The sequence below is a fragment of the Alkalibacterium gilvum genome, from assembly GCF_900109085.1.
In the GTDB taxonomy this organism is placed as follows: domain Bacteria; phylum Bacillota; class Bacilli; order Lactobacillales; family Carnobacteriaceae_A; genus Alkalibacterium; species Alkalibacterium gilvum.
This window is the reverse complement of sequence record NZ_FNYW01000005.1, coordinates 54,476-67,317: the sequence shown is the minus strand read 5'-3', so window position 1 is coordinate 67,317 and position 12,842 is coordinate 54,476. Positions and strand designations below refer to the sequence as shown.

15 protein-coding genes and 1 riboswitch are annotated in these 12,842 nt (G+C 37.8%); of the genes, 7 read left to right on the top strand and 8 right to left on the bottom strand.

Annotation, left to right across the window (positions count from 1 at the left end; all coding sequences use genetic code 11):
• The first annotated feature begins 3 nt into the window (after positions 1-3).
• The 5 genes from BMX83_RS03100 to BMX83_RS03080 all read left to right on the top strand — a co-directional run bounded on the left by BMX83_RS03100 (position 4) and on the right by BMX83_RS03080 (position 4,613).
• Entirely contained in the window at positions 4-1,341 is a 1,338-nt protein-coding gene (locus BMX83_RS03100; RefSeq protein WP_091633195.1) for an HD domain-containing protein, read from the top strand.
• A 17-nt stretch (positions 1,342-1,358) separates the two neighbouring features.
• Positions 1,359-2,171 carry a sugar-phosphatase gene (gene yidA / locus BMX83_RS03095; protein WP_091633192.1) on the top strand — a complete coding sequence of 271 codons (813 nt, stop codon included), beginning with the start codon at positions 1,359-1,361 and terminating at the stop codon, positions 2,169-2,171.
• A gap of 84 nt (positions 2,172-2,255) precedes the next feature.
• Positions 2,256-2,693, top strand: coding sequence for an organic hydroperoxide resistance protein (locus BMX83_RS03090; protein ID WP_091633190.1), 438 nt, complete (start codon positions 2,256-2,258; stop codon positions 2,691-2,693).
• A gap of 160 nt (positions 2,694-2,853) precedes the next feature.
• Complete coding sequence (locus BMX83_RS03085) at positions 2,854-4,152, top strand: Y-family DNA polymerase (RefSeq protein WP_091633187.1); 1,299 nt, start codon at positions 2,854-2,856, stop codon at positions 4,150-4,152.
• Positions 4,153-4,193: 41 nt separating this feature from the next.
• Positions 4,194-4,613 carry a hypothetical protein gene (locus BMX83_RS03080; RefSeq protein ID WP_091633184.1) on the top strand — a complete coding sequence of 140 codons (420 nt, stop codon included), beginning with the start codon at positions 4,194-4,196 and terminating at the stop codon, positions 4,611-4,613.
• Positions 4,614-4,852: 239 nt separating this feature from the next.
• On the opposite strand, the gene BMX83_RS03075 is transcribed toward BMX83_RS03080, so the two are convergent.
• The 5 genes from BMX83_RS03075 to BMX83_RS03055 form a co-directional block, all read right to left on the bottom strand.
• Positions 4,853-5,416 carry a folate family ECF transporter S component gene (locus tag BMX83_RS03075; RefSeq protein ID WP_091633182.1) on the bottom strand — a complete coding sequence of 188 codons (564 nt, stop codon included), beginning with the start codon at positions 5,414-5,416 and terminating at the stop codon, positions 4,853-4,855.
• Positions 5,417-5,544: 128 nt separating this feature from the next.
• A riboswitch (THF riboswitch) is annotated at positions 5,545-5,641 on the bottom strand.
• Between the two features lie 51 nt (positions 5,642-5,692).
• On the bottom strand, positions 5,693-6,262 hold the full coding sequence (locus BMX83_RS03070) for a 5-formyltetrahydrofolate cyclo-ligase (RefSeq protein ID WP_091633179.1): 570 nt from the start codon (positions 6,260-6,262) through the stop codon (positions 5,693-5,695).
• A 25-nt stretch (positions 6,263-6,287) separates the two neighbouring features.
• Positions 6,288-7,139 carry a bifunctional 5,10-methylenetetrahydrofolate dehydrogenase/5,10-methenyltetrahydrofolate cyclohydrolase gene (locus BMX83_RS03065; RefSeq protein ID WP_091633176.1) on the bottom strand — a complete coding sequence of 284 codons (852 nt, stop codon included), beginning with the start codon at positions 7,137-7,139 and terminating at the stop codon, positions 6,288-6,290.
• A 2-nt stretch (positions 7,140-7,141) separates the two neighbouring features.
• Complete coding sequence (locus BMX83_RS03060; RefSeq protein ID WP_091633174.1) at positions 7,142-7,801, bottom strand: cyclodeaminase/cyclohydrolase family protein; 660 nt, start codon at positions 7,799-7,801, stop codon at positions 7,142-7,144.
• 12 nt (positions 7,802-7,813) lie between these two features.
• Positions 7,814-9,484 (bottom strand): formate--tetrahydrofolate ligase, encoded by a 1,671-nt coding sequence (locus BMX83_RS03055; RefSeq protein WP_091633170.1) that lies wholly within the window; start codon positions 9,482-9,484, stop codon positions 7,814-7,816.
• 233 nt (positions 9,485-9,717) lie between these two features.
• On the opposite strand from BMX83_RS03055, the gene BMX83_RS03050 reads away from it, so the two are divergent.
• Positions 9,718-9,939, top strand: coding sequence for a DUF378 domain-containing protein (locus BMX83_RS03050; protein ID WP_091633167.1), 222 nt, complete (start codon positions 9,718-9,720; stop codon positions 9,937-9,939).
• 65 nt (positions 9,940-10,004) lie between these two features.
• Here the strand turns inward: BMX83_RS03050 and ald are convergent, their stop codons facing one another.
• Genes ald through mgsA form a run of 3 tightly spaced genes read right to left on the bottom strand, consistent with a single transcriptional unit; the run spans position 10,005 to position 11,809 of the window.
• On the bottom strand, positions 10,005-11,117 hold the full coding sequence (ald, locus tag BMX83_RS03045; RefSeq protein ID WP_091633164.1) for an alanine dehydrogenase: 1,113 nt from the start codon (positions 11,115-11,117) through the stop codon (positions 10,005-10,007).
• A gap of 24 nt (positions 11,118-11,141) precedes the next feature.
• Positions 11,142-11,342, bottom strand: a complete 201-nt coding sequence (locus tag BMX83_RS10720; RefSeq protein ID WP_143059478.1) for a hypothetical protein — start codon at positions 11,340-11,342, stop codon at positions 11,142-11,144.
• A 44-nt stretch (positions 11,343-11,386) separates the two neighbouring features.
• On the bottom strand, positions 11,387-11,809 hold the full coding sequence (gene mgsA, locus BMX83_RS03040) for a methylglyoxal synthase (RefSeq protein WP_091633162.1): 423 nt from the start codon (positions 11,807-11,809) through the stop codon (positions 11,387-11,389).
• Between the two features lie 182 nt (positions 11,810-11,991).
• Here mgsA and BMX83_RS03035 point away from each other — a divergent pair, with 182 nt between their 5' ends.
• Entirely contained in the window at positions 11,992-12,507 is a 516-nt protein-coding gene (locus BMX83_RS03035) for a type 1 glutamine amidotransferase domain-containing protein (protein ID WP_091633159.1), read from the top strand.
• Positions 12,508-12,842: the final 335 nt, after the last annotated feature.

Sequence of the window (12,842 nt, the reverse complement as noted above, 5' to 3'; positions counted from 1 at the left end):
AATATGTGTGTACACTCATTTGAAAAATCAGACCGACTCATTGATGAAAAGGTCTTTAAAGATCCAGTACATGACTATATTCATGTACGCCACCAATTAATCCTTGACTTAATAGATACAAAGGAAGTCCAGCGATTACGACGTATAAAACAATTAGGAACTACCCAATTCACCTTTCACGGAGCAGAGCATTCTCGTTTTTCTCATTCCTTAGGTGTTTATGAAATAACGCGTCGCATTGTGGACATGTTTGACCGTAATTATCCTAATGATTGGGACCCCAGTATGCGCTTAGTTACATTATGTGCTGCCTTACTGCATGATGTTGGACATGGTCCTTTTTCACATACTTTCGAGAAAATATTTGAAACAGATCATGAAACCATTACAACAGATATTATTCTCTCTGAAAATACAGAGGTGAATGCTGTTTTGAAACGTGTTTCTCTGGATTTCCCTAATCAAGTGGCTAGCGTTATAACCAAGCAGCACAGTAATCCCCAAGTTGTGCAGCTTATATCTAGTCAAATCGATGCTGATCGAATGGATTACCTTCAACGTGATGCATTTTTCACGGGAGCAACTTATGGCGCCTTTGATTTATCTCGTATTTTGCGCGTTATAAGACCTTATAAGGAGGGTATTGCTTTTGAGTACCAGGGGCTTCACGCCGTTGAAGACTATATCGTAAGCCGCTTTCAGATGTACATGCAAGTTTATTTCCACCCAGCTTCACGAGGAATGGAAGTGACACTTGACCGATTACTTTATCGGGCCAAGCAGCTTTATCATGAAGGATCTCTGTTTCCGCTATTCCCTCTTCTTGTGCCTTTTTTTGAAGAAAAAGCAACGCTTCAAGACTATTTAAAACTAGATGATGGTGTTCTTCAAACCGCTATTACACTCTGGACTGAAAGTGATGATGCTTATCTAAGTGAGTTAGCCGGTATGTTTCTTAATCGAAAACCGCTTAAATCCGTTGTATTTGAAAAAGGAAAAGACGATGAAATTGTTGAAAGCCTAAGAGATATCGTTGGAAAATTAAGTTATGATAAAAATCTTTATACGATGACTAATAGTAGTTCAGATTTGCCTTATGATTATAAGCTTAAAAGTAAAACCCCCATCCAACTCATACATTCTGATGGGACACTAGTGGAAATCAGTACGGTCAGTTCAATCGTCAAATCACTCAGTGGTATTCTCCATGGAGACCACCGTCTGTTTGTTCCAAAAGAGTTTTTGGAAAAAGATATGGCAAATATAAATATGTTCCAGGAAGAGTACGATCACTTTCAACACTACATTAAAAATGGTACAATTATTCATCCTAAAGATTAATTAAAATGGAGGAAACTATGACTGTAAAATTAATCGCCATCGATATTGATGGTACCTTACTTAATACCGATAGAAAAGTAACAAAGGAAGTGAAAACAGCAATACGTGACGCTAAACAGGCGGGGATACAGGTCGTTCTCTGTACTGGAAGGCCTTTTCCAGGCGTTGTTCCTTTACTTAAAGAGCTTGAATTGAACGACTCCAATGATTATGTTATTTCATACAACGGGGCTCTCGTTCAGAACTCGCAAACAAAGGAAAAAATCATTGACTATACGATGACGCATGATGATTATGTATTTTTAGAAAAAGCTGCTGCTGAGGCAGGTTCTCATTTTCACGCTATTCATAATAAAGGTATTTTCACACCAAATAAAGACATTAGTAAGTATAGTGTTCATGAAGCTTTTATCATTGGACTTCCTTTATTCTACCGAGCGCCCGAGGAAATGGCTGCCTCTAACTCGTACAATAAAATGATGATGATTGATGAGGAATCTGTTTTAGACGCAGCTATTGCACGCCTTCCTAAACAGGTTAATCAAGACTACACTCTTTTACGTAGCGAACCCTTTTATCTTGAAGTTTTAAATAAAAAAGCCAGTAAAGGCAAAGCTGTTAAGGCCTTAGCAGAACATTTGAATATAGAAAGAAAACATATTATGGCTATTGGCGACAGTGGTAACGATATTGATTTAGTGGACTTTGCGGGGATTGGTGTTGCCATGAAAAATGCGACAGATGAAGTAAAAGCTGTCGCTGATATCATTACAGCATCCAATAATGATCACGGTGTTGCTCAAGCGATTAATGCTTATGCATTAACTTAATAGCAGTATAACCCCTTTAACTTCGCTATTCTTTCTCTTCTTGTTATACTTATTAATAGAATAATGAAAAGGAGAGAGTCAATTATGTCAGAAAAAATTGTATACACTACCGCTGCTGTTAATACAGGGGCTCGTGCCGGCGAAAGTCACTCACCCGATCATTCATATGAATTAAACATCGACGTGCCAAAGGAAATGGGAGGTAAGGGTGACGGAACGAATCCCGAGCAACTTTTCGCTATGGGATATAGTGCGTGCTACCATGCCGCCCTGGATCATTATAAAAAAGAAGAGAATATCGATAATGATTCCCAAGTCACTTTGACTGTTCATCTTCATAAAGATCCTACCGATGGTGGTTTCAAATTAAGTGTCGAAATCGAAGTTGGAATGAAAGATCTGCCTGAAGAAAAGGTTAAGGATTTAGCTGATAAAGCTCACACATTCTGCCCTTACTCCAAAGCAACAAAGGGCAATATTAATGTAACAGTGAAAGCTGTTCCTTACGTCGAAGGAAAATAATAAATAAAAATAATTAAAGAGAAGAAGTTGCTTGCTGTCACTAGGATGGTAAGCAACTTCTTCTCTTTTTAGTTTGCTTTTCAAATGTGTTCCCCTTGACGAATCGAACAAACGTTCTTATAATTAAAACAAACTTACATTCCCGTAAGGAGGCTAAATAATGATTCAAATGATGGATTATTCTAATGAACCATGTAGAGATATTTTGTGTGTTGATGTAAAATCTTTTTTTGCTTCCGTTGAGGCTGTGGAAAGAAAACAGCACCCTCTCAAAGCCAAAATTGCTGTTGTTAGTAAACCTGATAACAACGGCGGTCTCGTTCTTGCTGCCTCACCTTTAGTGAAAAAACTTTATGGCATTAAAACGGGGACTCGTGTTTACGAAATACCTAAAAATGCATCCATCGAAATCGTTGAACCTCGAATGGCTTTATATGTGAAGAGAAATCTCGAAATCGTTGAACTTTTCAAACAATTCGTTGCCGACGAGGATCTCCATGTTTATAGTATTGATGAATCCTTTTTAGATGTCACCCATTCACACGGTTTATTTGGCACAACCGAAGAAATTGCACGAAAAATTCAGTACCTTATTTGGAAAAAAATGAAACTTGTCGTTACTATCGGTATTGGAGATAATCCCCTGCTAGCAAAACTTGCACTTGATCATGATGCCAAGCGAAATCCAGATAGTAATTATATCGCTCACTGGCACTATGAGAGTGTTCCTGAAACGATTTGGAACATCACACCTATGAAAGATTTTTGGGGGATTGGTTCACGAACAGAAAAAAATTTGCAGCGAATCGGCATTCATTCGATTTATGACCTCTCTCAATTCGATGTAAAAAAACTAAAAAAACGATTCGGCGTGATTGGAGAACAACTCTTCTTTCACTCACACGGTATTGACCGCACACGTTTATCAGATAGCTTCACACCCAGAGAGACCTCATTTAGTAAAAATCAAATTTTGAATAGAGATTATATTGAAAAGCATGAAGTAGAAATCGTTATTCGCGAAATGGCAGAAGAGAATGCCATGAGACTGCGTAAACATCACTTAACCGCTGGGCTCGTCAAGCTTGGTATTGGTTATTCAAAAGATGTTATTGAGCGTGGTTTCAGTCATCAGATATTAATTGAACAGACCGATTCATCTAAAAAACTGGTCGAAGGCTTACTACTTATTTTTAAACGCTACTATAACTATTTTCCTGTTCGGGTAGTCAATGTAACCTTTGGAAAAATTAGCCATAAGTCCTCACTGCAGCTGTCTCTCTTTGAAGCTACTGAAACACTAATTAATCAGGAAGATTTAGACCAGACAATTGACTCTATTCGAAAAAAGTATGGTTATACATCTGTCCTCCACGCTAGCAGCTTGGCTCATGGTGGTATGGCTATCCAGAGAGATAAACTGTTGGGTGGACACCGCGCAGGAACAGAAAACGGTTGATACCGTATGATTTACATAAATATAAAAGAGGAGGAAAAATTGTGGAACAAGATAAGGTTAGACTTTCTCCTGATGCTCTAGGTTATAAAGATAGAGGAAAAATGAAGTGGATTGGATTAATGCTTTCTGATCATGCAGAAGCTTTAAAAGAACAAAAATCAGTGAATCACAAAGTTCAAGTGTCTCCTAAGTCCAGACAATCATCCAAAGTTATTAGCACGTATTTGCATCAAAGTTATTCAAATAAAAAGCCACTTAGTATTCAGTTAAATATTATTAAAAATGGAAATTATTTAAGTGACATCAACGGTTTTATTGTAGGCTTTAAAAACAATAGTGTTTTTGTCAAGCAACGTGATGAATCGCTAACGCGCATTAAATTGGAGGATGTTCGTCATATCGACTGGGTCGACGCTTCAGAATGGTTCAATAAATACACACGACAGAATAAGCGTCTGTAAATCAGTAAAAGGAACCTCTTGTATAGAGGTTCCTTTTATATGTATACTAACTCAACGTTTATTTTGTTTGAGTTGGATGATATACGCACTACTTCAAACTACTCAACGTTTATTTTGTTTGAGTTGGCTGATGTCGGTACTAATCTAGGTTTTGCTTAGGTGAACACACCTAAGCGTTTCATTTAATCCCAAAAATAAATAGACTAGACAAATGTCTAGCCTATTTCCGATTATAGTCATTATTTTTTTGCCGTTGAGTACTTCATATATACACGCCGGAGCTGTTTATTATTAATAATAAACCAGATACTCAAAAAGCGTACTACTGACATCACCGCATTTTGAAGTATGCGCGGTGGCAATATAATAGCAATGGGATTTTCCGTTAAAATATAAATCCATAGAGTATTTAAAGTCAAATTAACAAATAATGTATTGAACGCAACAGCAAGAAGAACACGTTTTTTTGTAATATTCTTTTTGTGTAAAAACAATCCATAAAACACACCACTTAAAAAGGCTGATAACGTAAAGCCGGGGAAAAAGCCACCTACACCTCCACCTATAATAAAGCCTAAGAGATCCCCCAGAGCCGCAGCAATCCCAGCTACAAACGGGCCAAATAGTATCCCAATAAGTGCGTTAGGGAGAAAGGAGAATGTTATACGAACGACAGGCGTTGTTATACCAATTCGACCTAAAGCAATCGCCATAGCCATTAAAATTCCAACAATGGCTAATCCCTTTGTATTTAAATTCCATTTAAATCCTTTTCCATCTGATTTATTCGGTCTTTTATTCATATCCGAAGATCTCCTTTAATTTCTATACTCTCACAATAGATAAATTTACTGCGAAAGGTAATTGGACTGCCTATCCAGGAATATAGGGAGTCAAATTAAAGAGTCCTCGCCAAAAAACTATTTAGTTTTAAAGCGGATGCAGAGAAAAATCGCAAAACAACCGTTTTTTCGTCTAGTGGCAACATCCCATCCACTTAGCACTTAACGTTTTTCTCTTACTCTTTCTTCTATCATAATTATAGAGTGGATGCGGATTGGTTACAAGGAGAAAGCAACTTACTCTCCTTCAGCCTGCATCAGCCCTTTTTCTGTAACAAGATACTGGACTGGCATATCAAAAGTTTCAATAGGGAACGACTTCACAAGTTGATTTGAATGTAAAAGAGAAACCGTCGTATGCTTGAAATCCTTAAGAAATCGATCATAATAGCCTCCACCAAAACCAATACGGTAACCTTGTCTGGTGAAAGCAAGACCAGGAACAATCATTAAATCAATTTCAGAGTTATCTACACGTCTTGTTTCACTTACAACAGGCTCCAACAAATCGAAGTAGCCTTTTTCAACTTGTTGGAAGGATATTATTTCATAAAAATGAAGGGCGCGACTTTTATGAATCGATTTGGGGATACATACTTTTTTCCCTTCCATCCAAGCCTGCTTGATGATTGCTCTGGTATCCCATTCTTTATTTATAGATAGTGTAATTCCTACCATCTCAGCTTTTCCCCATAAAGTGGATGTAAACAGATTCGCTTGCATCATTTTCTCAGTCTTTTTTCTCTCAACTCTACCTATTTTGTCCAAGGAAATAAGCATACCTTTACGTAATTCATTTTTCCCCATGTGATTTACCCCTTTTCTTTCTGTATTATTCTGAACATTGGCGCCAAGAAGTTTGGGCTACTTGAGATGCTAAAACTGCTGTAGTGATAACACCTACGCCTCCAGGAACAGGTGTTATAGCATAAGCTTTTTCGGCTACCTCTTGATACTTTACATCACCAACCGGTTTCCCTTCTTTATACCCAAAGCCAACATCAATAACAATAGCTCCATCTTTAATATCCTCAGCTTTCAACAGCTCCACTACTCCAGTTGCAGAAATAACAATATCTGCCTTTTTTGTATAGCGCTTGGTGTTCTTTGTTTTGATATGCAGATTACTTACGGTTGCTTCCTTGTTTAAAAGCATGAGTGTTAACGGTTTTCCCACGACCGGGCTACTTCCGATTACACAGACATCTTTTCCTTCAAGAGAGATATCATAATACTCTAGTAAAGCCATCACTGCTTGAGGCGTACTGGGTGCTAATATATTTTTTTCATTTTCAACTACACGTCCCATGTTTTCAGGTGTGGAGCCGTCAATATCTTTACTTGGATCTATACTACGTACAACTTCATGTCTAGATAATGTCTCAGGTAAAGGTTGCAGAACAAGAATACCATGTATTTTTTCATTCTTATTCAACTCATGAATCGCATGTATCACTGCTTCTTGTTTAATTGTTTCTTCAAAAATAATTGATTTTACAGCAATCCCCACACGTTGCATTGTTTTTATTGCTGCATTTTCATAAGAAACAGAGGCGTGTTCACTCCCCACTCGAACGATAGCTAATGTAGTAAGGCAGTCGATTTTTTTCAAATCATTGATCGTTTGAGATGTATGTTTTAATAATTTTTCTGCTACAGGTCTTCCTTTTAATTCAATTGCCATGTCTATTCTCCTATTACAAAATCTGGCCACTCATTATATTCAAGAAAGTATCTGATTGATTCGGATAGTGCAGTCAATTCGATTTTTCCCTTGGCCAAGCTTTTTTTTGCTTCTTTATCTAATTGGCTCTTCACTGTTTTATCTTTCATCATTTTGGTGTTAATGGTTATATTTAAGACAGCTGCTTCTAAAACGCTGTCCATAATTAGCGTCGCTACCATCAGATCATTCATGATTGTCCCCTTCATACGGAAGGCGATTAGTTTTTTCAACATACGTATAAGTTTAAGGCCTTCTTCTATTATGTCTTGTGGCGGCTGTGTAGCGCCTTGCAAAGCCCTCTCTATTGCATCTTTCCTAGTATATTTATCTTCTGAGGTTTCATTAGGAAGTTTATACGCCTTAAGTACGGGCTCAAAGGCCACGGTATCAGATTTTGCAAGTGTTTCAAATCTTTTCATTATATATTCTGACTCTTTCAAAAGTTCTTTCATTTCATTTTCATTCTCTAAATAACGACTTTTATCTTTTTGAATATCAATTACTTTTCGTACAAGGGAGGCACTCATCGCGCCCATATAAGCAGCAGTACTGCCACCACCATAGCTCCCATCCTTAGCCCCCAGTTCAGTCAAATAAGCTGAGATCGTTTCGTCTTCCATTGCATTCGCTCCTTAAAATAATCCTGTGATTTTCCCATGGTTGTCCACATCTACACCCTCTGCAGAAGGTGTTTTAGGGAGGCCAGGCATCCGCATAATATTCCCTGTCAGAACAACAATAAATCCTGCGCCCGCAGAAACAGATAAATCACGAACATTAACTATGAAATCTTTTGGCCTGCCGAGTGCTTTCGCATCATCAGACAAGGAATACTGCGTTTTGGCCATGCAAATGGGTAGGTTATCATAGCCCAATTTGGTCAAACGTCTTGCCGTACGTCTAGCGGTCACACTCCACTCAGTACCTTCGCCTCCGTATACGGATTGAACAATTTTATCTACTTTTGTTTCAATGCTATCAGTTAACTCATAAGCAAACGCCATTTCTGTGTTCTGCTCACACAGTTTCACTACTTCTTCAGCCAACTCAACGCCTCCTTTGCCACCATTAGCCCAGACGTTGGATTGTACGCTCTTACTTCCAGTCGCTTGGATTGCTTCTTTCAATATATCCAATTCTTTCTGTGTATCAGCAGGAAATGCGTTGATAGCAACGACTGCCGGTAGGTTGAAAGTCGTTTGAATATTTTCGATATGTTTCAAAAGATTAGGCAGTCCAGCTTTTAAAGCATCTATATTTTCTTCCTCTAGATCCGTTTTCTTAACACCACCATGCATTTTCAAAGCGCGTAGTGTGGCAACGATAACAACAGCATCAGGTTGAACATCCCCCAGACGGCATTTGATATCAATAAATTTCTCAGCTCCTAAATCTGCTCCAAACCCAGCTTCTGTTACAACATAATCAGCGTGTTTGAGAGCCATTTTAGTTGCGAGCAAACTGTTGCAGCCATGAGCAATATTAGCAAAGGGGCCACCATGAATAAATACAGGGGTATGTTCAAGTGTTTGAACTAAATTAGGTTTCAAAGCATCTTTTAAAACAGCTGTTGCAGCACCCTGTGCGTTTAAATCGCCCATTTTTACGGGAGCATTATTAAATGTATAAGCAATCAAACATTGACTTAGTCTTTCTTTCATCTCATCTAAACTATGGGATAAACACAAAACAGCCATAATTTCTGATGCCACGGTTATATCAAATCCGCCCTCTCTTGGCATGCCATTTGAGCGCGCACCAATTCCACTAACGATTGAGCGTAGCTGGCGATCATTCATGTCCATCGCTCGACGCCAAGTAATACGTCTGGGATCGATATTCAATTCATTTCCATGGTAAATATGATTGTCAATCATTGCGGCAACAAGATTATTAGCCGCACCAATGGCGTGAATATCTCCGGTAAAGTGAAGATTTAAATCTTCCATGGGTATAACTTGAGCATAGCCTCCGCCAGCTGCACCACCTTTAACACCAAATACAGGGCCTAAAGAAGGTTCGCGTAAAGCAAGGGATGTCTTTTTACCTATTTTCTGAAGGGCATCCCCCAGCCCTACTGACGTTGTCGTTTTTCCTTCCCCCGCTGGCGTTGGATTAATAGCCGTCATTAAGACCAGTTTTCCATTATTATTCTCGTTATTATGTAAGGCACTAAAATCGACTTTAGCTTTATACTTGCCGTAATGATCAAGTTTTTCCGCATCAAGCGATAGTTTTCCAGCTATTTCTTCGATTGGCAGCATTTGAGCTGCTTGCGCTATTTCGATATCTTTTTTAGACATGGTTATCCCCCCCCATATTATACATATCACATGACTAATGTTTCTTATTTTCTGGTTATATACTCCATTTTCTTTTAGTATACCATACGCGGGTTTGTGACCCGTAATACCCAATTAAAATTTTCTATTGAATAGATTTGATTTATAATTAATATTTCTAATAAGAAACAATCGACTTTTTTGTTTAAATTCCGTATGATAAGTATAGAAGTTAATAAAAAGGAGGACCTATAGTGAAAATAATAGACCGCACAGCACTTACTCTACTCATATTTGGAGGCATACACCTTTTACTTATTGGATTATTTCAATTTAATATAGTGGAAACCTTGCTCGGCGAATTAGATCAATGGGGCGTGCGCATCATTTATATTTTAATCGGATTGAGTGCTTTATGGTGTTTCAAATACTATTCTTTCACTCCAAGAGGCGGTAGTCGACTGAAAGACAGGTAGTATATAAATTAAAAGACAGAACGCAAAGTAGCTTTGCGTTCTGTCTTTTTTGTTTATTTATTTGCTTAGATAAGTGAAGATAATTCGTTGTATTCATAATCTAAATCGTTAGCTACTGCTTTGTTAGTCACTTTACCTTTATAGACATTCATACCTGCAGCTAGGCCTTCATTAGCCTTCATCGCTTCCATTACGCCTTTGTTAGCTAGTTGCAATGCATACAAGATAGTGTCATTTGTTAAAGCAAGTGTTGCAGTTCTTGGAACAGCACCTGGAATATTTGCTACACCGTAATGTACGACACCATGTTTAATGAATGTTGGTTCATCATGAGTCGTTGCTTCATTAAGTGTTTCAAAGTTTCCGCCTTGGTCAACTGCAATATCAACAATAACAGAGCCTTTTTCCATAGATTTAATCATTTCTTCAGTAACTAATTTAGGCGCTTTACGTCCTGGAATCAATACCGAACCAATAACTAAGTCTGATTCTTTCACTGCTTTTTCAATGTTAGATGGTGTAGATGCTAGTGTCTGAACATCACTACCAAACATACGAATTAATTCACGCATACGATCTGGATTCAATTCCAAAATATTAACATTGGCACGCATACCAACAGCCATACGCGCTGCGTTTTCACCAACAACGCCACCGCCTACGATGGTTACTGTACCACGTTCAACTCCAGGTACACCCCCAAGTAGTAACCCTTTACCGCCTTGTTTTTTCTCAAGGTGGTGAGCTCCTAGTTGAACAGCCATACGTCCAGCTACTTCACTCATTGGAGTTAAGAGTGGTAGTGTGCCGTCTTTTGTTACTGTTTCATAACCAACAGCTGTTACTTCATTGTCTACTAATGCTTTAGTTAATTCAGGTGCAGCTGACAAGTGAAGGTAAGTGAATAAAATAAGTCCTTTACGGAAATATTTGTACTCTGCTTTCAATGGTTCTTTAACTTTCATTACCATATCAGCGCTATCCCAGACTTCTTTAGCTGAATCGATTAATTTTGCGCCACTTTCAGCATACTCTGTATCTGTGAAGCCACTGCCTTCTCCAGCGCTTTTCTCGACAATAACCTCGTTATCCGCTGCAACTAGTCGTTGAACGTTAGAAGGTGTTAGTGCGACACGAAACTCATTGTTTTTAATTTCTTTTGGTAATCCGATAATCATAATTTGCAAAATCCTCTCTAAATTTTATTTCAATACTAACAGGTAAGACACGATTAATAATATTCCAGTTATAATAAACAGTACAGCTCCCGACTTGATTAATAAAGAAAACCATTCTGGAAACCTCGTTCCTGATTTGTGCTTATTTGCATTCGTCGCCCATCTGTCGGAATACTTAAACGAAAAATACCCGTATAGAATTAAACCTATTCCGATAATAATCAATATAGCTCGCTCCTTTTTAAAGCATTAAGCTAATGTACTTATCATCAAAAATGTAAACTTTCACGTTCTGTTCCTCTTGTAATATCCCGCCAGCCATAAAAGCCAGCCTGCAGACCACGGAGTAATACTTCCGCTGATCCCATATTAGTCGCTAACGGAATCTCATAAACATCACATAAGCGTAGTAAAGCAGAAATATCCGGCTCATGTGCCTGTGACGTTAATGGGTCTCGCAAAAAAATCACTAAGTCCATCTTGTTATCAGAAATATAGGCACCAATTTGTTGATCTCCTCCGAGTGGGCCTGATTTAAAACGATGAAGATCAAGTCCTGTTTCATCCATGATTCGCTTGCCTGTAGTCCCCGTTGCATACAACTCATGTTTTTCTAGGATCAGTTGATATGCTTTAGCGATTTTAACGATATCATCTTTCTTTTTATCATGTGCGATCAATGCAATGTTCAAAGTTTACCTCCCCCAAAACAGAAACTTAATGTTTATCCTTGATAATTATAACACAAATTCTCAATAACTTTTAATGATAACTATTGACAGTAAATAAAAGTATCGAAAAAATCGTTTTGCTTGTTTAAAAAAATTACGGGTGATACACTGAAGTAACAATGATTAAAGGAGGATTTTTAGCTATGGCTAAAAAAATTGCAGCAGTATTGACTCATTTATTCGAAGATGTAGAATTCACATCACCTAATGAAGTATTAGTGAAAAACGGGCATTCCGTTGAAACTATAGGTTTCAACGCCAATGAGACTGTGGAAGGTAAAAAAGGAAATGCCTCGGTAACTATTGATAAGGGTATTGACGATGTTTCCCCAGATGATTATGATGCCTTATTGATTCCAGGTGGTTATTCCCCAGACAAACTACGTAAAGACGAACGTTTCTTGGACTTTGTGCGTGCCTTTGCAGGTAAGAAGCCTATTTTTTCAATCTGCCACGCGCCTCAATTATTAATTAATGCCCAAGTCGTTAAAGGGAAAGATATTACTTCAGTCAGCCAAGTTGCCATTGATTTGAAGAATGCCGGCGCAAACTTTATAGATAAAGAAGTCGTTAAAGATACGTCTGGTTTGATTTCTAGTCGTACACCAGATGATTTACCTGCATTCAATAAGGCAATCCTTGAATCTCTAAGTGAGTAAATTATAATATAACATGATATAATCCTTAGTTATTTTTAAGGATTCAAATCATCTAATTTGGTAGAATAAAAATGTGGAAAATAGTACACATTTCTTTTCTCCCCAAATAGACGATACAAAGGACTCCCCCGAGACATTTGTATCATCTATGAAAAGAAAATTTATTTGAGACCATTGTTCTTTCTCCCCGGATTGAATGGTTTTTCTCGAATAACATACAATTAGACATTAGTCTTATCCCCAAAACCATCTTTTCTAGAGGAAAAGATGGTTTTTTATATGCTATTTTTTCTTGCAGTAGTTATTGCGTCTAATGTCTATATCAAAAAAGCTAA

Bases quoted from the DNA above. Each gene is read 5' to 3' on its own strand.
- BMX83_RS03090 (WP_091633190.1), top strand. From the start codon at position 2,256: ATGTCAGAAAAAATTGTATACACTACCGCTGCTGTTAATACAGGGGCT.
- yidA (WP_091633192.1), top strand. From the start codon at position 1,359: ATGACTGTAAAATTAATCGCCATCGATATTGATGGTACCTTACTTAAT.
- BMX83_RS03055 (WP_091633170.1), bottom strand. From the start codon at position 9,484: ATGTCTAAAAAAGATATCGAAATAGCGCAAGCAGCTCAAATGCTGCCA.
- BMX83_RS03085 (WP_091633187.1), top strand. From the start codon at position 2,854: ATGATTCAAATGATGGATTATTCTAATGAACCATGTAGAGATATTTTG.
- BMX83_RS03070 (WP_091633179.1), bottom strand. From the start codon at position 6,262: ATGGGGAAAAATGAATTACGTAAAGGTATGCTTATTTCCTTGGACAAA.
- ald (WP_091633164.1), bottom strand. From the start codon at position 11,117: ATGATTATCGGATTACCAAAAGAAATTAAAAACAATGAGTTTCGTGTC.
- BMX83_RS03035 (WP_091633159.1), top strand. From the start codon at position 11,992: ATGGCTAAAAAAATTGCAGCAGTATTGACTCATTTATTCGAAGATGTA.
- BMX83_RS03075 (WP_091633182.1), bottom strand. From the start codon at position 5,416: ATGAATAAAAGACCGAATAAATCAGATGGAAAAGGATTTAAATGGAAT.
- BMX83_RS03100 (WP_091633195.1), top strand. From the start codon at position 4: ATGTGTGTACACTCATTTGAAAAATCAGACCGACTCATTGATGAAAAG.
- BMX83_RS03060 (WP_091633174.1), bottom strand. From the start codon at position 7,801: ATGGAAGACGAAACGATCTCAGCTTATTTGACTGAACTGGGGGCTAAG.
- BMX83_RS03065 (WP_091633176.1), bottom strand. From the start codon at position 7,139: ATGGCAATTGAATTAAAAGGAAGACCTGTAGCAGAAAAATTATTAAAA.